Source organism: Maribacter sp. ACAM166 (genome assembly GCF_005771495.1).
Taxonomy (GTDB): Bacteria; Bacteroidota; Bacteroidia; order Flavobacteriales; family Flavobacteriaceae; genus Maribacter.
In genome coordinates this window covers 1-21,330 of the sequence record NZ_VAUW01000024.1, presented here as the reverse complement: position 1 = coordinate 21,330, position 21,330 = coordinate 1, and the positions used below count along the sequence as shown (strand labels likewise).

Sequence of the window (21,330 nt, the reverse complement as noted above, 5' to 3'; positions counted from 1 at the left end):
CTTATTATATTGTCATTGATGAAAATTACCCAGAGGACATACAATAGAAGCGAAGTCGTAACTTTTAAGAGTACAAAAGCTAAATTTGGTGGTTTGTCAAACATGGCTCCAGGATATTCTATAAGAGTAAATGAGGTAATAATTCCTACAGCTGAAGCTTTATATCAGGCATGTAGATTTCCCCTATTTCCAGAAATTCAACAAGAGATTATTGAACAGAATAGCCCAATGACGGCTAAAATGATTAGCAGGAAATATTTAAAATACACACGCCAAGACTGGGAAGAAGTTAAATATTCAATTATGTATTGGGTATTAAAAGTAAAATTATCCCAAAATTTTAGCGAGTTTTCGAAAGTTTTAAGTGAAACTGGAGATAAGGCTATTGTCGAGCTATCAAACAAAGATAAAGATTGGGCTGCGGTAGAGACTATTGAAAAAACTCTCATTGGTAAAAATGCCTTAGGCAGGTTACTTATGCAACTAAGGGAAGAATTCATTATCAATAAGAATTCTATTGAGTGTGTGCATCCGATTGATACATATGGTTTTTTATTGTATGGTAATCAAATAGAGACTGTTTGCAATCCTCAAACTGAATTTGAGAATAATGTCTTATTCGATTTAGATTTTGCCTAGGTTTTAGGACCAAAATATTTTCCCTTCTTTTACCCAAAAATGGCTTTTACAATTTTTCGTTCTCCAGATTGATGGAAAAACTGAAGGGTGCTTGTTAATAAGCTTAACCTCCCAGCAAGGTTTTGAATCGGTCATTAGGTTAAGCATTATATTGTCCCCGCAACCGCAGGGACATTTTAATAATGCATACCAATAGTCATCCTCTTTTACATTACCTTCTAAGTAGAGAGTATGCTCAACTGGTTCTTTAGGTAATTCAGAAACTATTTTCAACTTAAAAGCTTTACTTTCTTTTGTGAAAAAACTAAGTATCCATTTAAACAGCTGTTTCATTTACATAAATTTCCAATTCGGGTTCTAGATTACCTATTCCTATATGTTTTAGTGCGGACTTAGATTTGGTTTCATTTACAGGTTGTGTATTAATATCCCAATCTGATAAATTAATACAGGTATGGGAAAACTTAGCATTATCACTATATCTGTAGGGATGAAATCTGCCTAACATCTCATTTACAGCAAAAGCGGAAAATGTCATATTAATACTTACTACAGCAGGACTTTCTATATCCAAATTATCGAAATACGCTTTTCTTTTTTCGTATTCTTGCGGGGAAATCCTTCGTAAACTCTCAGCAGTCAATTGCTCTTGTGTAAAAACATTTCTTTCCATAAGAGTTTCTGAACCTGGATCTACATAGTGTATGTTTCCGTTAATTGAATCAATACCACCTTCTCCATCAGCAACCAATTTTATACCAATATCAATCAACGGAACTAAATAATACGTTGAAATCAAATTCAAATAATATCTTCCTTCAAAAGAATCGACGCAACCAAAAATAATATCGCAACTAGCAAATGAATCTAAAGCTTCTCGGCTCTCTTGAATTATTACTGGAAAGGTTATAATTCTTGTGCCTAAGCCAATCTTTTCAATGTGCCGTTTAATTGTATCTACTTTAAGTCTATTAGAGTTAGCATCAGCAAAAGTAGAACCTATAATTCTATTAAGGTTTTTGTGTTCAATTAAATCAGCATCCGCTAGTACTATGGTACCAACACCTAATCTTACTAATTGTTCAATAACAGGACTGCCAGTTCCAGAACATCCAACAATTCCAACTTTTAAACCTCTCAACATTTTGGTCGTTTTTTTACCAAATGCTTGTTGGTTTCTAATAAATTCTTTGCCTATGAATGTATCTGAAAAACTATTATGGAATTCTCTTATATTGCTGCCAACTACGGTAATTTTAGGAATGGTAGTAAAGCATATATTGCTTTCAATAGTTCTGCCTTTCATTGATCCGTCAGGATACATTATAACGCTTGCATGTGGCAAATCAGAGTTTGACCACCCATATACGGCTTCAAAAAATGATTTATCTGAAGCATCATCTAACTCAGAAAAATCAGAGTTCGTTACAAAATGTGAATGAACCTTTATAATAGCGAAACCTTTCTCTCTTACTTTTTCTAATAAATGTTCAATATGTTCTGTTTTCCAACTTACGTAATCAATATCTCTTGAGCATTTTTCGTAGGGCATTAGAAAAATTTCATGTGCTAGTAGCCAGTTATCATTTTCATGATTTAAACGTCCGCATACTACTAATGCAAGAGCTTCCAAACCATCTCCGTTATGGAGATGGTTCTTCAACTCTTGGCACATTTTATCTGTAATTTTAAAATGTACCATGGCTATTAACGTTTATCAAGTTCTGATATTAAACATCTCGCCATCAAATCTATATGAGACTCAATATTGTGTATATCCGAATTCCACTTATTAGCAGCGGTTCTGTGCCTGGACCAACGTTGATATGTTTTACCCTCAATTGATTGATGAGATAAAGCTTTAATAGAAGCACCATCTTTTCTTGCAAGGGGAGGATTAAAATACACCATATCCAATCCGGCAGTTGGATAATGCGGAGGTATAAGTATTGCTAAATCTGCAATTGCCACATTATAATCATCTGGAATTTTGTAATTCCTGAGAATTAACCACTTTGTATTACCTTCTTGAATCAGTTCTGCTTCATTCTCAATTGAATTTAAAAAATGTACATCTTCATCAGGTAGAGTAAACTGATTTTTTGCAACAAATCCCTCGGTGCAATCCAAAGGTTCTGCCACGAACCTTTCTACTCCACATTTGGTAAGGTCAATAGTTTGGTCTGCATCAATAATGACCTTCCCATTTTTGGTAAACATCCTTAATCTATAAGTTTTAAAATCTTTTCCAGCTAAAGCCAAAATTTCTGCACCAGTTAATATTTCCTTCTCAGATTTATACTTTTCCCTATTTATTTTAAGGAGGTATTGAAAAGTAATTATTGGGGTCGCACCCTCGCAATAACAAGTTTCCAAATCTATAGTTTCTTGCTCATAGGGACGAATAATAAATTTCTCTATTCCGCATTTTGTTAGATCTATTTTAGTCAAAGGGCCAACTTCCTTTTTGCCTTCTTTTACTACCATTCTAATAAAATGGGTAGCAGCACTAGAACCATATAGTTCATGTAGATCATTACCTATTAAAACTTGTTTTCTTGTTGAGTATTCCTCTTTAAGTATTTTAAAAGAGTACTCATATGCTATTTCAGGTTTTACTCCTTTACAATAGCAATCATATAAATCGACTTTTTTATTTGCAGTCATCTTACTGTATTTAATAATTAAAAAAAATTGAGCTACAAGACTAAAACCTCCATCACAAACCAAACATTCCGTAAGGTGTTTAAAGGAATTGGCGATCTAATAGCTATTGATCAACCGTTTTAATCAGATAAAAAAGATAGTAAGACGAATTAAGTGCTTTAAATAATTAATTAATAATCAAGCAGAAAATACCATTTGGTGTTTTAAAGAAGAATTTATACCTTTGCAGTAACGACACATTGAGGTTTACTCGGGTTCGTAGCCCTTGTGAATTCTATTTAAAATCCAAATCAGGTAGTTTTCTGCCTGATTTTTTTTGATTCAATTTGAATCGAATTAATGCAAAGATATAGAAAATTTAAGTACTAAAAAAATAACCTAAATGGTAATTATCATATTTTGTCTTATAACCTAAAATGTTAGTCGTGCGTTATATTTGCATACTATTACCTAAATGGTTATATTGTAGTACTAAATTGTACTTTTGTTTGTCGAACTTTAAACAATGCTCTTCTTGGAGCAATGTATGCTTAATTCTAAATAGTCAAAATGTCAAAACTGTCGCAATTTCAAAGCCCAGGTCAGGCTTTGAAATATTTCCTCGATGATTATATATGGACTCAAGAGGATCTCGCTCAAGTTCTATCCATCTCAACAAAACATGTTAATGAAATGGTAAAGGATAAAAAATCAATTACTATTTCAACTGCTAAATTGTTACAAAGTGCATTTGATTTATCTGCTGAAGATTGGATGCAACTTGATACAAAATATCAATTGACCAAAAACAATCTTGACGCTAAAGATGATTCTGTATATCGTAAAAAATTGATATACATAGAGATGCCGATAACAGAAATGCTGAAAAAAGGTTGGCTAAAAAAGTTTGACAAGGTCTCAAACCTAGAGAAACAAATCAATGACTTCTGGGGGCAAAATAAAATTTCAGAATCAGGTTTCAACTTTATTAATGCTTTAGAAAAAAAATTAAACTATAAAAAGTCAGAGGCTTTTAAGGAGAAATTTAATCCAAAGAACGCTGTAATTTGGTATCAAATGGTTTTAAATTTTTCTAAAAAATTGGATGTTGAAAAATTTGATCGTGCTGCACTTTATAATTTAATGCAGACAATGCATTCTTATACTACTCAACCAAATGGTGTGAAGAATTTTCTAAATGAACTTAAAGAGGTAGGGGTAAAATTTGTTTATTTATCTCATTTATCAAAAACTTATTTAGATGGTGCTGCATTCCTTGATGGCAAAACCCCTGTTGTATGTTTAACCGGCCGGTTTGATAGAATAGATAATTTCTGGCACACGCTTTCTCATGAGCTAAGTCATGTCTATTTACACCTTTCAAAAACGGATGACAGCAATCTTATTTTCATAGACGATACAAGTTCGAAAAAGACATCTAAAAAAGAAAAGGAAGCAAATGAATTGACAGATGTTGTCCTTCTTAAATCTTCTATTTTCTCTGCTTTAAAATTTAACATGAACTATATAACTGAGGAATTGGTGCGAAATGTTTCAAAAGAAATTGATTTACATCCTTCAATCGTTGTCGGTCAACTTGCATTTAATGGCAAGGTATCCTATTCTACTACTCATCGTTTTAAAGAGTCTATTAAAGATAAAATTCCAGCAAAGTATAAAGCGGACCGTGTATAAGTTTCATTTTAAAAGCTACAACTTAACGGCATACTCTTTACATTAAGCTTTTTTTATATGCTTTTGGAATGTAAGTTCAGCTACCAGCAAGTTTTATGAAAAAATCAATACTCTTTACAAAATCCGCTTTTTGCAAAGAGTGTAAAAGTGTCCGTAAGAGGTTAATTACCGAGACTATTAAAGAAGACCAGAAATAAGACACCCGTGCGGAAGGTAATGCCATCTTGACCTCCGAACGCTAAACAGATATTTTACCATACAATTTTTCGAGTGGAATGCCCTATTTGAATCGCCCTTGCAATCTTGCTCGGTTGGTCGTTCTGGATGATAACATCTGTGTTCTAAATAGCCACATCGCTACCAAGACCTACCATTGCGATTGCTACATTACTCGTAGCAAGTATTGGCGCGTCATTGATGCCATTACCTATGAAGGCTACACAATGGAGAAGAAACGTGCATTTAAGAATCCTGTCCAAATCGTTTGCCTAACACTTTATTCGAGGGGCGAAAGAGCCTTTTCTTGCCAATTTTCAGGAAAACTCATGGCGAGGACATCGACATTAGTATATTTTTTTAGCAAAGCTCTAAACCTAAATACAATCAAGCCATACATTAATCTAGCTTCTTTCTATAAAACTGGTATATCGTAAATATCTGATAGCAAATTATGGCGACAATCCCCAATATCAAATTGGTGTCTTCTTCCCACTTGAAATCTCCAAAAATGAAAACATACAACAGAAAAAGTAGCAAGACTATATTGCCGTTTTTATATGCCCATAAAAATTTAAGTCTAAACAACCACAAGCCTTTTATTAGACCATGCTTTTTGAATTCTTTAATTGCTCTACTAGGAATAATGAAATCTACTATTCCTAAATTTTCAGGGTACAGAAAAACACATGGAATATCGTTGTCCGAGTATACCTTTTTCTTTTCACGATAACGTTCTTTCTCCTTTTCTGAAACAAACCATTTTCCTAAAAATTCTACATAAAGTCCATAGTTGGGTAAATAAAAATCGGCTAGTCTATATGCTTTAGGGTCATTCTTTAAACCTATTATCGGCACTTCAGTTTTATATGCGATACCCTCACTATCAAAATATTCCTGTAAAAACAATTCTCCCTCCGATGGTTCATTCCTTTCTTCTGAGCTACTTGGAGGTCTTTGATTTTCGTTATTACAACTGTAACACCTTTCATAGATGTCCTTTATCTGCTTTCCACAATCAATACACTCCGCCATTCTAAAATATATGTTTTAATTATTCTCAACAATTTCAATCTCTTCTTCTGTTAACTCATAAAGCTCATAAACCATTTGGTCAATTGCTGACTCTGTTTGGCTAATTTGAAGTTGCAGTTCTTGTGCTTTCATTTTTTCTTCTTCAAAATAGTTAAGCCACTCTGCTTCATCAGCCAAACTCAATTGTATTTTTTGCTTTTTGAGCTCTTTGCTAAACGTTGCAAAATCTAAATCATGCCAGCTTTGAAGTTTTTTACTAAATTTTTCTATGCTGAATTTTGATTTTAGTAAGTTTAATAAACTATCAAGTTGCGTATCTAACGATTTTGTTAATGCAATCATATCAGTTACCAATAAATCTAGTTCACCGTTCAGATTAGGTATTGGCACTCGCCCAAAATACTTCCATATCAATTGGCAACCATTCTGTATTTGTGTACAATATTTGGTAATAAGCCACCAACCCATTTTGGAATTTAATACGCCTGCTAGACCTTTATTTTCAGTAGGGATTATCCACATAGAATTGTTACAGTACAAGCCTTGCTCGTCATAAATAAAACAAGGTTTAACTTGTAATACCTGGTACATTATTTTTGGTAATTTGAAATCGGAATAATAATCGCATGCTCTTAATTCCCACCAAAAATCACCTTTATCGGTTCGCTTTTTAGCTCTTGCTTCGAAGGGAGATAACCATTCGGCAATCGACGGATATTGCTTTTGTAGCCAAAGCCAAGCTTCTTCTTCAGCAACTTCACCTAATTTACTTTTAGTAAAACCCTTTTCAAAAAGTAAAAGATAATTTAGTGGTGTTGGGTTGGCAAACGGTTTTGCCTCACGACCCAATAAAAAAGGAAACAAAAATTCTACTGCCTTGGCATCTTCCTGCACCATTTTATTATAAACTTCTTGAGATATTAAAAACGCCTCGGTTAGTCCTGTTAAAACGCCCCTTAATGCATTCCCATGCACAAATTCTTTTAATGGTATATATTTGTCATTTAGTTTATTTAAAATTTCTTTATCACCTTTTGATGAAATTACCCATGTATTCTTATCAAAGGAGCTTGTTTTATAACTTTCAAAACTTAGCTCCACATTGGTTTCGAAATCGGTCGCCTTTGCAGATTGTAAAACAGCAACTTTAAATTCTTCCTCCGGACTATTATTACTTGCAACAAAAATTATAGGATACGTCGTTGCTCCTTGAAAAATCTGGATGTCACCAAAATCAATTAATTGATGTAATGCTTTAGTCAAAAAATATGAACGTAAGGGCTGTCCATAGCCGGCCTGTAACCATTTATTAGGCATTATATAAGACAATACCCCTTTTGGTTTTAGTATATTAAAACCTTTCTCCACAAATAGCACATACAAATCTCCTCTTTTGTCAAATGTTTCAAAATTGTATTTTTCTAGCTGTAAAGATTGCTCCTTTATAGTCTCTAGTTTTACATATGGTGGATTGCCAATTATAACATCAAAACCACCTCTTTCGAAAACCTTCTGGAATTCCTGCTCCCAACCAAACGCTTTATGACCGGCTCCTTTTTTATCAGCCATTAAACTATTGCCACACTTAATGTTGCTACTCAGGTCATTCAATTTTCTTCTAGGTTGTGCCGTACGTAACCAGAGCGAGAGTTTGGCAATCTCAACAGATTCTTCATTAAGGTCAACTCCATAAATATTATTCTCTAAAATGGTGTTTTCAATATCACTAAAGATCAAACCACCACCTAAGATTTTTGCCTTAAGTTCATCAATATATTTATGTTCCTTTATCAAAAAGTCTAATGCTTGATTTAAGAATGCCCCAGACCCACAAGCAGGGTCACATATGGTAAGTTCCAATAACCAAGATCTATAAGAGTCTAGGAGTTGCACCAACTCCAGTATTTTCGTTTTAGGCCTCTTGGCTCTCCCTTTAAAATACTCCTCCTCCTTAAAGCCTAAAGCAACTTTCTTTTCGTCACATAGTTTACCAATCGTATTTTCTACGATATATTTGGTAATGTATTTAGGGGTGTAGAATACCCCATCTTTTTTTCGCTTGCTTTTTTGTTTATCGAATTTCGACCCTTCAATTTCGGCGTTAATACTTTCTATCTCATTCAGTGAATTCTCGAAAATATGCCCTAAAATATTTACGTCAACTTGACTTTCGAAATCGTACGTTGCAAGATTAAGGGCGTGTCTATATAATAAATCATTGTCTATTTCTAGATTATCTAATACCGTATCTGGTTTAAAAAGCCCACCATTATAAGCATAAATTTCAGCCCTTGAAGTCGTGCCTTGCCGGCCTTGGTCCAAAAAATTGAAGTATTGCTTAAACAGGTCATATAGGGGTCTTTCATCTCCAAAATCAACATCTGCTTTCCATTTGTCCAAGATTTGAATAGTGGAATTTGGAGGCAATAAGCCCCTGTCCTCTGAGAAAAAGATGAACAAAAAGCGATCAATCAATTTTTGTGATTTTTTAAATAGACCGAGCTTAACATTTTTTTCTAATCGGGCCATCTCCTCATGGCCAACTTCACCAAGAGAAACCTCTTGTAATTCCGCTTTCCTATATTTCTTTAATCGAACCACATTTCGCCGTACTAGATCGCGGTACAATTCCCTTTTAAACAAAGAATAGTCCGCATAGAAACGTTTGGTTATTTTTTCCTCCTCTACCAAGGATGACTCCTTAATTGACAAAGGAAGGTTAGTAAGTAAGTTGACTCTATGCAAACAGAGGTATAAAAGCTTAAAGCGCTCCACTGTTAATTCAAAGAGATTAAATTCTTCAAATTCTGTCGCATCATTTATATAAAAACGAAGCTTTTCGAAGTTTGAAGTGATTACATAAACACAACCTTTTTGATTGGCTTTGTAATCAAACGCTTGTCTGCGAATACTCTCCAAGTCCTTGGTATTAGTGCCTTTTAATTCAATAACCCCAATTGCAATATCACCTGATAATATGGCCCCATCAGCTTTTCTATTATTCTTTTGGTTTTTAAATTCAGTAGCAAGGTTAAAATCAGGATTTGGATTGAGCGTATATCCTAAAATCGAAACAAAGAGTTCATTTAGAAATGTGGCCTGAAACTGCTCTTCTTTAGAGTTTCTTATATTTTCTTGTATGGTGGCATTCTGAAAATAGGAAACATATTTTAAATATGCTTTATTAACTGTTTTTTCATCTAATTGCTTGAGGTAATTCTTAAGTACGGAAGTTTGAAATAATGCCATTAATTGGTATCTGGTTTAATAATCCTAAAAGTAGGAAATACCACGCTAAATAAACTCAAATGGGTTCTATTCACTACAAATAAGACCAACAAAAGTTGAATTTTATCTGAAAAAGAAAAAAAATTCAAGAGTGTGCACAAAACTGTGCATTTTGAAAAAAATGCCTCACATCTGTGAAGCCCTGTTAAACTTAGGGGAGAAAATCAAGACTAAGCCGGTTTTCTATTGCTAACAAGGGTTGATTATGAAAGGAAATCACATAGAACCGAATTAAAAAAAGCACGCTGAAAGCACGCTGTTAAAACAAAAAAGCAGTTACATTAAAATGTAACTGCTTGGTAATTAAGTGGTCCCACCTGGACTCGAACCAGGGACCACCTGATTATGAGTCAGGTGCTCTAACCAGCTGAGCTATAGGACCCGCTAATTGCGGATGCAATATTACCACTTATTTTTAATCAACACAAGATTTTTATGCATACTTGTAGAATACTTTCTTAGTTAATTGAGGCTGTCTATCCGTTGGTGCAACATGTAAGGTTCAAAAGTGGCTTGTTGATCTTGAAGACACTTAGACTGCGTTCAATGTAACAGGCGTATTCATTGTGCAGATTTAACTTTTATCAATGTAGCGCCTCGACTAATCTTACCATGCCGGCAAGGCAGGCTCAGTGTGAAAATGAGCTTTTATTAAATTATTCATTTTTGAGTGAGGCTTCTTGGCAGAGTTCTACCAACATGCCATTAGCACTCTTAGGGTGTACAAAGGCGACCCATTTATTATCGGCCCCTTTTTTAGGTTTCTCATTCAACAGCGTAAAGCCTTCGGACTTCAACCGTGCCATTTCCGCTACAATATCATCCACTTCAAAAGCTACGTGGTGTATGCCTTCACCTTTCTTTTCCAAGAATTTGGCAATAGGTCCGTCCACGTCTGTGGATGCCAATAATTCTATCTTATTGGGTCCGTTTTGAAAGAAGGAAGTAAGCACACCTTCTGAGGCTACAGCTTCCTGTTTATAAGGAGCTACGCCCAATAATTTTTCGAAAAGGGTGTTGGAAGTTTCTATGTCCTTTACCGCAATTCCCAAATGTTCAATTTTTTTCATGCCTTATTTACTTCACGATCCATCACATAGCGGTCAAGATACATTTTTTCTACCTACTTTTGCAGTATGGAAACGCAAAGACAACGTAAAATAGCTGGGGTCATTCAAAAGGATATTGTAGACATTTTACAAAAGGCCACTATTGATGGTGGGTTACGGAATACGCTAATTTCTGTATCCAAAGTTGCGGTGACCACAGACCTATCCATCGCAAAGATTTACCTAAGTATTTTTCCAAACGATAAGGCAGGGGAATTAATGGAAGGGATAAAATCGAACCAGCCCCTTATAAAACACGAACTTTCGCAACGTACCCGAAACCAATTACGTAGGGTGCCCGAATTAATGTTCTACCTAGACGATTCGTTAGATTATATTGAGAATATAGAAAAGTCCTTAAAACGCGAGGAAAACCCTATGGAGAACAGGGATTTGCTGCCAAAGCGAAAAAAGTCCTGATCAATTGAATTTTCCCTTATATATCGCCAAACGGTATGTGCGTTCTAAAAGCACCCAGAACGCGGTCAACATCATTAATTTTATTACTTTTTTAGTTATTGTTATCGGTTCTGCGGCACTGTTCATAGTTCTTTCGGCTTTCGCCGGACTAAAAACCTTTAGCCTGTCATTTACTGAATCTTTTGATCCACAATTAAAAGCCTTACCCGTAGCTGGAAAAACGTTTTCACTATCCCCCGAGCAGGAACAAAAACTCAATCAAATAGAAGGACTTGCCTATTATTCCAAAGAATTGGAGGAGAAGGTTTCCCTTGAACACAGAGGAAAAAACCATATTGCCTATATAAAAGGTATTGACAGTAATTACACCAAGGTTACTGGTGTGGATAGCACCTTGTATATGGGTGATTGGACCATTAATGCGTCTCAGGTTGTTTCCGGTTTGGGTGTCGCCAATATATTAGGGGTTACGATCAACCAGTTTCGCAGTCCCATGCAGATTTATGCCTTCAAGCCCGGTAAGGGTTCCATCTCTCAGCAAAGTATTTCATCGCTATATAATCAATTGCCTATGGTTATCGGTGGTGTGTATGCCGTAGAGGCCGATTTAGACAATAAGTATGTATTCGCTGACCTCGCCTTAACACAAGCGTTGTTAGAGAAAGATTCGCTGCAGATTTCGGGTATTAATTTTAAAATGGATGACGGAGTTGAGCCTAGTGCTGTTCGTTCTGACCTACAAGCTGTTTTAGGATCTGGCGTTCAACTAAAAAATAGACAGCAACTGAATAGCACACTCTATAAAATGCTGAATACCGAGAATGTTGCTACGTACCTGATTTTTACCCTGGTGCTCATTATTGCCCTCTTCAATGTAGTAGGTGCTATCATCATGATGATATTGGACAAGCAACAGAATTCTAAAACACTCTACAGCCTTGGAACGACCATCAAAGATTTAAGGCGTATTTATTTTGTACAGGGAATTTTAGTTACTGGTTTTGGAGGGTTAATCGGTGTGGGTATCGGCGTGCTTTTAATTTGGTCACAACTTGCCATTGGCTGGTTAAGAATTACTCCTTCCCTTGCCTACCCTGTAAAGTTTGAGTTCATTAATGTTATAGTTGTATTGGCTACAATTATCGTCTTGGGGATAATTGCCTCTAAAATTGCAAGTAGCAGAATCAATAAAAAATTAGTGGATGCTTAGGCTAAGCTGAAATTATAATCCCCAAACTTTTCCAACACCTCATCAAACGCTGCAAAAACAGATGCGGAATCGTCACTGGTGACCATTTTCATACGATATTCCTTAAAATTAGGAATGCCCTTAAAATAGTTGGTGTAGTGTCTGCGCGTTTCGAAAACACCCAAGATTTCCCCTTTCCAGTCAATGGCCATTTGTAAATGACGCCGTGCAGCATCAACCCGTTCTTCCATGGTTGGCGGTTCTAGATGAGTGCCCGTTTCAAAAAAGTGCTTTATTTCCCTAAAAATCCAAGGGTAGCCTATACTAGCACGACCAATCATTGCGCCATCTAATCCAAATTCATCACGCATTTTCAAAGCAGCTTCTGGCGTATCTACATCACCATTGCCAAATACCGGAATATGCATTCGTGGATTATTTTTTACTTCTCGAATAGGTTCCCAATTGGCATTGCCTTTATACATTTGTGCTCTTGTACGTCCATGAATAGAAATCGCTTTACATCCTACGTCTTGTAAACGCTCTGCAACCTCAACAATTTTTATGGAATCATCATCCCAGCCCAAGCGGGTTTTTACCGTAATGGGTAAGTTGGTATGTTTCACCATAGCTTCGGTCAACGAAACCATTAAGTCGATATCTTTTAAAATACCCGCACCCGCACCTTTGGAAACTACTTTTTTTACCGGACAACCAAAATTGATATCAATAATATCGGGATTTGATTTCTCCACAATCGCTACGGACTGCAACATACTCTCCAAATTAGCTCCAAATATTTGGATACCTACAGGGCGTTCCTTCTCATAAATATCAAGCTTCATGACGCTCTTTGCAGCATCACGAATCAATCCTTCAGACGAAATAAATTCAGTGTAGACCACATCGGCTCCTAGCTCCTTGCAAAGGGCACGAAAAGGTGGGTCGCTCACATCTTCCATTGGCGCTAAAAGCAACGGAAAATCAGGTAGTTGTATGTCTCCTATTTTGGGCACTGGCGTATTCTAATTTTGGGATGCAAAGTTATATAAAAATACGAGAAGGTCTTGACATATGTTCTGCCATGAATGTGAAGTAAACTATTGAAAGTATTCTTCCTAAAGATACCCTCATTGAAATAGCAGCTTTACTAATCGATTGAACACTACGGTTTAATGCACCGGCAATCAATACCAATAAGGTAATGTAGTAAAGCATTGAGGCCTTTTCTGGCAAGCCTTGGTGTATCCGGTTCCATACTGGCACAGAATAACCCCTATAAACGCTTACCTTCTTCGGTATTCTTTCTTTTTTGATTATCCTTAATCTGGGTATTCCCGAATTTATATCGGAAACCAAAAACGACCACCCTGTTTTCCCTTCTGGTATACGTACTATTGTTCTGATCGAGATAATTTCTAGTTGCAGCTATATTTCCATCATTAAAAATATCTTCTATGGCCAATGAAATACTGGCAGCTTTGTTCCATAATGTCTTTCGTACGACCATGCCTAATTTACCATAGGCCTCAATTCTAGAATTACCCCTAATACGCGGTGAAAAATGGGCGTACGTTATATCAGCAAAAAGTGATTTGTCATTTAATAAAGTAAAACTATTGGTGGCACGCGTATGAGTGGTCCAAATAGCGTTTTTAATAATTTCATTCGAATTTAAATCGGTAAAGCTATCCTCATCATAAAAATGGCTGATTAAAAAAAATGCATTCCAATAGGATGTTAGGTCTTTTGAAAAGCTTGCATCTGCCCCATAATAATAGTTGGTTTCAAGATTAATGTATTGCGTGCGTATAATGTTTGTCGTGTTATCCTGAAATAATTGCTGCGATTGTTCATCAGACTGTTTCCCTGCAAATAATACGAGTTTGTACGCTTTGTCGTATACATAATCGAATTGAACATAATCTCTATATGCAGGCTTAAGGTTAGGGTTGCCTTCTTCTATAGAATTTGCCGTTTGATAAAATTTAAATGGATTAATGCTATTGTACTTCGGTCTTATAATGCGCCTGTAAGACTTTAAAAAGAACGCGTTTTTATTTGCGGTATACGATAATGCCATGGAAGGAAACCAATTCAGGTATGAATTGGTATTTATATCAGTAAGTGTATTCAACTCACCCTTCGTGTCGGTATACTCCGTTCGTAAACCCAAATTTAACTTCCAGTCTTCCCAGCTATTATTCAAGCTGATATACCCTGCATAAATTTGCTCATCATAATTAAAAATGCCAGAATCTGTTAGACCTACACCTTCTCTTATTTGGTCAAAACCTGTTTGTACTATGCTGGCCTCAGAGTTAATGCCCGCGTACCGCAACCCTGTTTCCATAACCGAATGCTGGTTCAATGGAAGTGTAAGGTCGGTTTGAACGCTATACAAATTGATGATTTGATTAGATGAAACACGGAATGTGTTTTCAGAAATAAATTCAGAATCCCCCTCAACAATGTCGTTGTTCAGTTCTTGGTTTCGTTTAAAATCATAATAGGTGATGTGTGAATTAAAGGAAAGCTCAGCACCACTATCGTTCAATTTACGTACCCAATCAAAATAATAAGCTGTATTGAACATATCATTTTTTGAAATATTCAACCCTTCTAGGCTTGCCATTAAACCTCCATTAGCATCTTCTATAGCCGTTGTAGATGTAAAATTAATGACGCCATTTGGGGAGTAACTGGTGTTAGAAGATAGACTAATGGTATTCTTCTCATTGAATTGAATATCTAAAAACAGATTGAGGTTGTGGCTTTTGGTTCTTTCAATGGACTTCTGTTCTGCCGCCCACGTTTCATTTTCTTGACCACTGTCCAAAAAATTGGTGATTTCAGTATATCTGATCCAATCCCTATTATCGCTAAAACTATAGTTCGTAGAGAAGTCCAGTTTCTTTCCTTTAAAGAAATGATCCATGCCCAGGGTGTGTTTTGGCAACACCCCTTGGGTGTACCGATTGAAAACAGAACCATTATATCCCGAAACAAGATTGTTTTTCATTTTAATATCAATCATCAATCCACCTTCAGCACTATATTTTGCAGGTGGGCTGGTAATCACTTCTATTGATTGTACATTGCCGGCAGAATTGCCAGAAAGCAAGTTCATGAGGTCTTCTTGTGGTAGATTGATGCGTTTGCCGTTAATCAGTATGCTGACATTGGGGCTACCGTTAATGTATAGTTCGTTGTTCATGACCATGACCCCTGGTGTGCGCTTTAGAACATTCCAAATATCATTTTCAGAAAGGGCCGTGTTGGCTATATTAAAGACCAGGCGATCCGCTAATTGTTCTACTTTGGGTTTTTGATGAACTACGGTTACCTCATCCAATTCCTGCGCATCATTTACTACAAGGCTTTCCAGTTCGGTGTCTTTAGATAGCTGAATTAACGGACTTTCTACGGTATTTGCTATATAGCTGGCTACTATGCGATAAGCGCCCTTAGTAAGGGCGGTAAATTTATAATAACCGCTCTCATCCGTCACAGTCCCTTTTGTGAAATCGCCATCTTCAGATAGCAAAATCACATTTGCCAAAATGACTGGGTGCTCATTCGCATCATGTACAAAACCTGTAATAGAATATTCTTGGGAAAACGCTAGGGAAAAAGTCAGACTACATAACAATAGTGTAATAAAAGCACTCTTCATTCAATGATAATTCTAAGCTCTAAAAATAGGAAAGAAAATCGGAAATTTCTGACAGAAATGACAACTATTTAACAGGGGGAATTATCAAATTCGTATCACTAGACCTCTAATTAATTATTAAGTCGCTCCCGCTCAATTTTCTCTATATCTCGTTGGTTATCCTCCAACCGGAAATTCCCAAAATTGTACGTGAATCCAAATTTAACATACTGGGTTTCTGGAACGGACAAATAGCGGTTGTCTTGATTTAAATAGTTAGAATTGACATAGGCGTTGTATTTCCCCAATAGGTCATTCGCACTTACGCTAAAAATGGCCCTGTTCTTCATAAACGACTTTCTGAAGCCCAAGGTTAAATTGATAGATTCCTCTTGCAGAAAAGATCCTTGTAAATAGCCAGACATGTATACGAGCCCCAATTCCCCTTTAAAGGTGCCGTCTTTCGAAAGAGTCAGGTAATTGGTGAGGTCAATATACGCCCCATTGTATTCATTCTGGTATGCATAGGCATCACTCTGCAACGCTATAAATGTTTCATCTTCATGAAAGAGGGATACGTAACTATATAAGTACCAATTATTACTGATTGATTTTCCATAAGTGAAATCAAGACCGAACGAAGTACTTTCTAGAACATTCTGGGTAATGTCCCTCAAAACTAAATTTTCATTATCCTGAAACGTAAGCCTAGAGATATACCTACCATTATCCCGATAATAAAAATCAAAAAAGTATTCTTGATTAAGCGTATAGTTGAAATTAAGATTAGTACTGAAATTAGGCGTTAGGTTTGGGTTGCCCTCTTCAAAAGTTCTTTCATTAATATACGTTCTGAACGGGTTCAAATCATCATAGCGAGGCCGTTGTAATTTTCTAGAATAATCAAAAGATAGGCTATGGTTCTCATTTAGGTTATGTAGAATATAAAATGAAGGGAAAAATTCAAGATACTCAAGATCGTTTATAGTTGCCACACTTGATGAGACCCCTGTGCTTTCTGTCTGTTCTGCCCGTAAACCAGTTTTTACGCTCCATTTCTCCCAGTCTTTTGAAAAACTAACATATGCCGCGTATACTTTTTCATCGTACATATAATTATCTGACAAATTGGGGATGAATTGCGAGCCGTTATTCCGAAGAAAATAACCCAACATACTTTCAGAATTTATGAAAGATCCTTTTATACCCGTTTCAAAAGACAAGCTGCCTATATAATTGCTATAATCTAACTGAGCGGTTTTAATTTCAATTTGCTGGTCTGCATTCGTGAAGAAATTGAATTCACGAATAAACGAACCATCTGGCAAAAAATAATTAGAATTGACATCTTGGCTTCGGTTAAGATCGAAATAGGTGTAATGTGCATTTGCATTAAGATTCCCATTTCCCTTAAACCCATGTTTGAATGTAAGATCACCAGATATATTATTCTTTTTTTCATTCAAGAAACTACCTGTAGTAAACGTAGAATCTAACACCCCTACTCCATTTTTTATAGTTGTGCTTTGAAAAAAATCAGACTCCTTTTTGGGTTGTACCTGTGCGTTAGTCGCTAGGCTTAGTGTGTTTTTATCGTCAAAATCATAATCTACTACAAGCCCTGCGCTATGTGTATTACTTCGAATAACTTGGTCAAAATCGGTATCCCAACTAGAAAAAATACCGGTATCATTCTTATAATTAGTGTTATTCAATGTATTCTTGAATTCTTTTTTTGGCGCATAGTTATAACTGGCATTTACATTAAGCTTATTGGTTTTGTAAAAATGAGAAGTACCAAAACTATATTTTGGGAACACCCCTTGGATATATCCAGCACTTATATTACCCTTATAGCCTAAAGACACGTTTTTACTAGTAACTATATTGAGAATGGAACCCCCTTCAGCATCATAACTAGCGGGTGGATTATAAATAACCTCAACAGATTTTATATGTTCCCCTTGATAATTTTCTAGCAGATTACGCACCTCTTCCGATGACAATTGCACCTTACGATTATTAATATAGACTGTTGTAGCTTGATTACGCACCTGTAATTCATCATTCATGACAATTACACCTGGGGTCTGCCGTAGAATATCCCAAGAATTGTTTTGTGAAAGCACTGTGTTTTCCACGTTAAAAACGATACGGTCAACTTTACGCTCTACCACTGGCCGATTACTTGTAACCGTAACTTCATTTAACTCCTCAGCTTTTTGTTCAATGATAACCGCACCAATTTTTGTATCCTTAAAAATCTCTAATGCCAGATCATTAGAGGTTTGACCCACATACGATGCCCTTAAAAAATAAACCCCCTCATTGATATTTTCAATTGAAAAATTGCCGTATTCATCAGCCGAAGTGCCTCTCACCAAAGATGAATCTGTCACAGTCAATAGAAAAACCGATGCAAAAGGAATGGGTTCTTGGTATTGATCTTTAACATTCCCTTTTAATTCAAAGGCTTGACTAAAGATACTTTGGGAAGTACCCAATACGAAGAATAAGGCAGCAAATAGTAATTTCAATTTTAACTTAGGTTGAATACCAAATCTAATAAAAAATATGATGTTTTTGGTTATATTTTTTGTAATCCAATGAAAACACGGTAACAATAAATTGGGGTATACAGCAAAGCTTAGCGGTTTAAATTAGATTATATTTGCACTTGCTCTTTTATACCGAGGATTCTCTTAGGTATAAAGCAGCATTATTATTACTACTACCGCTATGAAAAACATTAGAAATTTCTGCATAATTGCGCATATAGACCATGGTAAAAGCACCTTGGCCGACCGTCTTTTGGAGTTTACCGGATCTGTTACCGATCGCGAGAAAAAAGAGCAATTATTAGACAGTATGGATCTTGAGAGAGAGCGTGGTATTACCATAAAAAGCCATGCTATACAGATGGAATATACCTACAAGGGCGAGGAGTATATTCTAAACTTAATCGATACTCCAGGACATGTTGATTTTTCATATGAGGTTTCTCGATCTATTGCTGCCTGTGAAGGCGCACTTTTAGTTGTCGATGCAGCACAAAGTATTCAGGCTCAGACTATTTCAAATCTATATTTGGCGTTAGAGAATGATCTTGAAATTATTCCGGTTTTAAATAAAGTGGACTTACCAAGCGCAAGTCCCGAAGAAGTTACCGATGATATCGTTGATCTTTTAGGCTGCAAGGCAGAGGATGTTATACCTGCTAGTGCGAAAACAGGTATTGGAATTGAAGAAATTTTAAGTGCGGTTATTGAGCGAATTCCTGCTCCGAAAGGAAACCCAGACGAAGCATTACAGGCGCTTGTTTTTGATTCTGTTTATAATCCTTTTAGAGGGGTTGAAACATATTTTAGAGTAATGAACGGCTCTATTAAAAAAGGACAGAAGATAAAATTTGTTGCTACAGATAAAAGTTACTTTGCAGATGAGGTTGGCACTTTAAAACTGACTCAACAACCTAAAAAAGAAATAAAAGCAGGTGATGTTGGGTATTTAATTACGGGCATAAAAGATGCGCGAGAAGTGAAAGTTGGAGATACGATTACCGATTCTGCTCATCCAACTACAAATCCTATTGCAGGTTTTGAAGATGTAAAACCTATGGTTTTTGCTGGTATTTACCCTGTTGACACCGAAGATTTTGAAGAATTAAGATCTTCTATGGAAAAATTACAACTGAACGATGCCTCTTTGGTCTTTGCTGCAGAAAGTAGTGCTGCGCTGGGCTTCGGATTCCGTTGTGGATTCTTGGGTATGCTACATATGGAAATCATTCAAGAGCGTTTAGAGCGCGAATTTGATATGACCGTTATTACTACGGTACCAAACGTTAGCTACCACGCCTTTACCCGTAGAGACCCTCAGGTTCCGATGATTGTTAATAATCCAACCGATTTGCCAGATCCATCAACCATAGACCGTGTTGAGGAACCGTATATAAAAGCAACAATTATTACCAAATCTGATTTTGTTGGAAACGTAATGTCTCTTTGTATTGAAAAAAGAGGGCAAATTACCAATCAAACCTATTTGACCACAGAGCGTGTTGAACTCAGTTTTGATATGCCATTGGCTGAAATTGTGTTTGATTTCTATGACCGTTTAAAAACAGTATCTAAAGGGTACGCTTCTTTTGATTACACCCCTATTGGAATGCGAGAATCTAAATTGGTACGTGTAGACATTTTATTGAATGCTCAAACCGTAGATGCACTTTCCGCATTGATACATGCTGATAATGCTGCTAACATCGGTAAAAAAATGTGTGAAAAGTTAAAAGAACTTATCCCTAGGCAACAATTTGATATTCCTATTCAAGCTGCTATTGGGTCCAAGATTATTTCTAGAGAAACCATTAAAGCCTTACGAAAAGATGTAACAGCCAAATGTTATGGTGGTGATATATCCCGTAAAAGAAAGCTTTTAGAAAAACAGAAGAAAGGTAAAAAACGTATGCGACAGGTTGGTAATGTTGAAATACCACAAGAAGCATTTATGGCTGTACTTAAATTAAACGATTAATATATTTGCAATAGATTATCTATTTTTTTGACAAGCAAGGCTCTCAAATCTTGAGCACTTATTAGGATTGTCTTTTAGTATTTGAACTTCGACTTTCAAATTTAAATCGATTGTGTTTTTAATATGCTCGCCTTGTAAGGTTATTCCTTTATTGGTTTTGCACACATAAAAACAAGAGTTTTAATCCCCATTTATTCATAGCCGTCTCCTACTACACCTAATTAATGTACAGCGTTATAGAATTCTAAGTCATTGGGCAACGTAATTAAACAGTTTCCGTCTTTGCTATTATTAAAAAATCGAATTTTCACTGGTTTTACGTCTCAAATTTCAACGCCATACCTATTACGAGCTAAATAGGTATCCTCTTCCTTTTTGGCTGCAAGCTCCAGTTACAAATGACATCATAGCACTACGTGTTAACTACTTCAAGTTTATTGTTTCAATACGTTTTAGGTTAATTTTAAATTCCTTGCTGCTGCGTAAAACGAGCGTTCAAACCTGTGGCCTACTACGCCATGAATAGTGTATTTATTTATACTGTTATACCGTTAGTTAGGGTAGAAATAAAGCGTATAAAAAATAATGACCCGTTGAGTTTATGGCATTATAACGCTAAAATAAAGTTCTTTAAACACTATTTCATAATAAAAAATGCCTAAGGAATCAGTACTATTGAAGTACTGAAATAAGCTTTTTTTGTCGTCACTAAGGTAAATGACTAAGAAATTTCCTTTTTATTCTCCTTCTCAGTATCATCGGTCGGAAACATTTTAACCTGAGTTCGATTAATAATATTTGATTATTATGCAACAAAAAAGATAGATTTTCAGTAAATTAAAGTGTTGAAATTCAATTCATTAATCTAAAAATCTATCTATGGTAATCTACTCTAAAGTTAC

The 21,330-nt window shown here is 35.8% G+C and carries 15 protein-coding genes, 1 tRNA gene and 1 pseudogene; 5 read left to right on the top strand and 12 right to left on the bottom strand.

Going from position 1 to position 21,330, the window contains the following annotated elements; genetic code table 11:
- Positions 1-18 precede the first annotated feature (18 nt).
- Positions 19-639: an NADAR family protein gene (locus ES765_RS14705; RefSeq protein ID WP_138115074.1), complete on the top strand. Its 621-nt coding sequence runs from the start codon at positions 19-21 to the stop codon at positions 637-639.
- A gap of 3 nt (positions 640-642) precedes the next feature.
- On the opposite strand, the gene ES765_RS22970 is transcribed toward ES765_RS14705, so the two are convergent.
- The 3 genes from ES765_RS22970 to ES765_RS14695 are packed head-to-tail and all read right to left on the bottom strand — an operon-like array spanning position 643 to position 3,306.
- Entirely contained in the window at positions 643-972 is a 330-nt protein-coding gene (locus ES765_RS22970) for a DUF6527 family protein (RefSeq protein ID WP_410504650.1), read from the bottom strand.
- Complete coding sequence (locus ES765_RS14700) at positions 956-2,341, bottom strand: HesA/MoeB/ThiF family protein (protein ID WP_138115073.1); 1,386 nt, start codon at positions 2,339-2,341, stop codon at positions 956-958. The genes ES765_RS22970 and ES765_RS14700 overlap by 17 nt, the downstream gene beginning before the upstream one ends.
- 5 nt (positions 2,342-2,346) lie before the next feature.
- On the bottom strand, positions 2,347-3,306 hold the full coding sequence (locus ES765_RS14695) for a multiubiquitin domain-containing protein (RefSeq protein ID WP_138115072.1): 960 nt from the start codon (positions 3,304-3,306) through the stop codon (positions 2,347-2,349).
- Between the two features lie 549 nt (positions 3,307-3,855).
- Between ES765_RS14695 and ES765_RS14690 the strand changes: the two genes are divergently transcribed.
- On the top strand, positions 3,856-4,980 hold the full coding sequence (locus tag ES765_RS14690; protein ID WP_138115071.1) for an XRE family transcriptional regulator: 1,125 nt from the start codon (positions 3,856-3,858) through the stop codon (positions 4,978-4,980).
- 254 nt (positions 4,981-5,234) lie between these two features.
- Here the strand turns inward: ES765_RS14690 and ES765_RS22745 are convergent.
- The 5 genes and pseudogenes from ES765_RS22745 to mce form a co-directional block, all read right to left on the bottom strand.
- A pseudogene (locus tag ES765_RS22745) lies at positions 5,235-5,420 on the bottom strand (hypothetical protein); the annotation flags it as partial.
- 175 nt (positions 5,421-5,595) lie between these two features.
- Positions 5,596-6,231, bottom strand: coding sequence for a hypothetical protein (locus ES765_RS14680; RefSeq protein WP_138115070.1), 636 nt, complete (start codon positions 6,229-6,231; stop codon positions 5,596-5,598).
- 15 nt (positions 6,232-6,246) lie between these two features.
- Complete coding sequence (locus ES765_RS14675) at positions 6,247-9,480, bottom strand: Eco57I restriction-modification methylase domain-containing protein (protein ID WP_138115069.1); 3,234 nt, start codon at positions 9,478-9,480, stop codon at positions 6,247-6,249.
- Between the two features lie 347 nt (positions 9,481-9,827).
- Positions 9,828-9,901 (bottom strand) — tRNA-Ile (locus ES765_RS14670).
- Positions 9,902-10,175: 274 nt separating this feature from the next.
- Complete coding sequence (mce, locus tag ES765_RS14665; RefSeq protein ID WP_138115068.1) at positions 10,176-10,589, bottom strand: methylmalonyl-CoA epimerase; 414 nt, start codon at positions 10,587-10,589, stop codon at positions 10,176-10,178.
- A gap of 66 nt (positions 10,590-10,655) precedes the next feature.
- Here mce and rbfA point away from each other — a divergent pair, with 66 nt between their 5' ends.
- Together rbfA and ES765_RS14655 are read left to right on the top strand one after the other, a co-directional pair.
- Positions 10,656-11,048: a 30S ribosome-binding factor RbfA gene (gene rbfA, locus ES765_RS14660; RefSeq protein ID WP_138115067.1), complete on the top strand. Its 393-nt coding sequence runs from the start codon at positions 10,656-10,658 to the stop codon at positions 11,046-11,048.
- A 4-nt stretch (positions 11,049-11,052) separates the two neighbouring features.
- Positions 11,053-12,258 (top strand): ABC transporter permease, encoded by a 1,206-nt coding sequence (locus tag ES765_RS14655; protein ID WP_138115066.1) that lies wholly within the window; start codon positions 11,053-11,055, stop codon positions 12,256-12,258.
- On the opposite strand, the gene dusB is transcribed toward ES765_RS14655, so the two are convergent.
- The 4 genes from dusB to ES765_RS14640 form a co-directional block, all read right to left on the bottom strand.
- A complete protein-coding gene (gene dusB, locus ES765_RS14650) occupies positions 12,255-13,253 on the bottom strand; it encodes a tRNA dihydrouridine synthase DusB (RefSeq protein ID WP_138115065.1) in 999 nt (332 codons plus the stop codon). The two genes, ES765_RS14655 and dusB, sit on opposite strands and share 4 nt — an antisense overlap.
- 28 nt (positions 13,254-13,281) lie before the next feature.
- Positions 13,282-13,455 (bottom strand): hypothetical protein, encoded by a 174-nt coding sequence (locus ES765_RS21790; protein ID WP_171017310.1) that lies wholly within the window; start codon positions 13,453-13,455, stop codon positions 13,282-13,284.
- A 58-nt stretch (positions 13,456-13,513) separates the two neighbouring features.
- Entirely contained in the window at positions 13,514-15,913 is a 2,400-nt protein-coding gene (locus ES765_RS14645) for a TonB-dependent receptor (RefSeq protein WP_138115064.1), read from the bottom strand.
- 110 nt (positions 15,914-16,023) lie between these two features.
- Positions 16,024-18,429, bottom strand: coding sequence for an outer membrane beta-barrel family protein (locus ES765_RS14640; RefSeq protein ID WP_138115063.1), 2,406 nt, complete (start codon positions 18,427-18,429; stop codon positions 16,024-16,026).
- Positions 18,430-18,631: 202 nt separating this feature from the next.
- On the opposite strand from ES765_RS14640, the gene lepA reads away from it, so the two are divergent.
- Entirely contained in the window at positions 18,632-20,428 is a 1,797-nt protein-coding gene (gene lepA, locus ES765_RS14635) for a translation elongation factor 4 (RefSeq protein ID WP_138115062.1), read from the top strand.
- The last annotated feature ends 902 nt before the right edge of the window (positions 20,429-21,330 follow it).

Coding starts and splice junctions, on each gene's coding strand:
- ES765_RS14705 (WP_138115074.1), top strand. CDS start 19: ATGAAAATTACCCAGAGGACATACAATAGAAGCGAAGTCGTAACTTTT.
- ES765_RS22970 (WP_410504650.1), bottom strand. CDS start 972: ATGAAACAGCTGTTTAAATGGATACTTAGTTTTTTCACAAAAGAAAGT.
- ES765_RS14700 (WP_138115073.1), bottom strand. CDS start 2,341: ATGGTACATTTTAAAATTACAGATAAAATGTGCCAAGAGTTGAAGAAC.
- ES765_RS14695 (WP_138115072.1), bottom strand. CDS start 3,306: ATGACTGCAAATAAAAAAGTCGATTTATATGATTGCTATTGTAAAGGA.
- ES765_RS14690 (WP_138115071.1), top strand. CDS start 3,856: ATGTCAAAACTGTCGCAATTTCAAAGCCCAGGTCAGGCTTTGAAATAT.
- ES765_RS14680 (WP_138115070.1), bottom strand. CDS start 6,231: ATGGCGGAGTGTATTGATTGTGGAAAGCAGATAAAGGACATCTATGAA.
- ES765_RS14675 (WP_138115069.1), bottom strand. CDS start 9,480: ATGGCATTATTTCAAACTTCCGTACTTAAGAATTACCTCAAGCAATTA.
- mce (WP_138115068.1), bottom strand. CDS start 10,589: ATGAAAAAAATTGAACATTTGGGAATTGCGGTAAAGGACATAGAAACT.
- rbfA (WP_138115067.1), top strand. CDS start 10,656: ATGGAAACGCAAAGACAACGTAAAATAGCTGGGGTCATTCAAAAGGAT.
- ES765_RS21790 (WP_171017310.1), bottom strand. CDS start 13,455: ATGCTTTACTACATTACCTTATTGGTATTGATTGCCGGTGCATTAAAC.
- ES765_RS14645 (WP_138115064.1), bottom strand. CDS start 15,913: ATGAAGAGTGCTTTTATTACACTATTGTTATGTAGTCTGACTTTTTCC.
- lepA (WP_138115062.1), top strand. CDS start 18,632: ATGAAAAACATTAGAAATTTCTGCATAATTGCGCATATAGACCATGGT.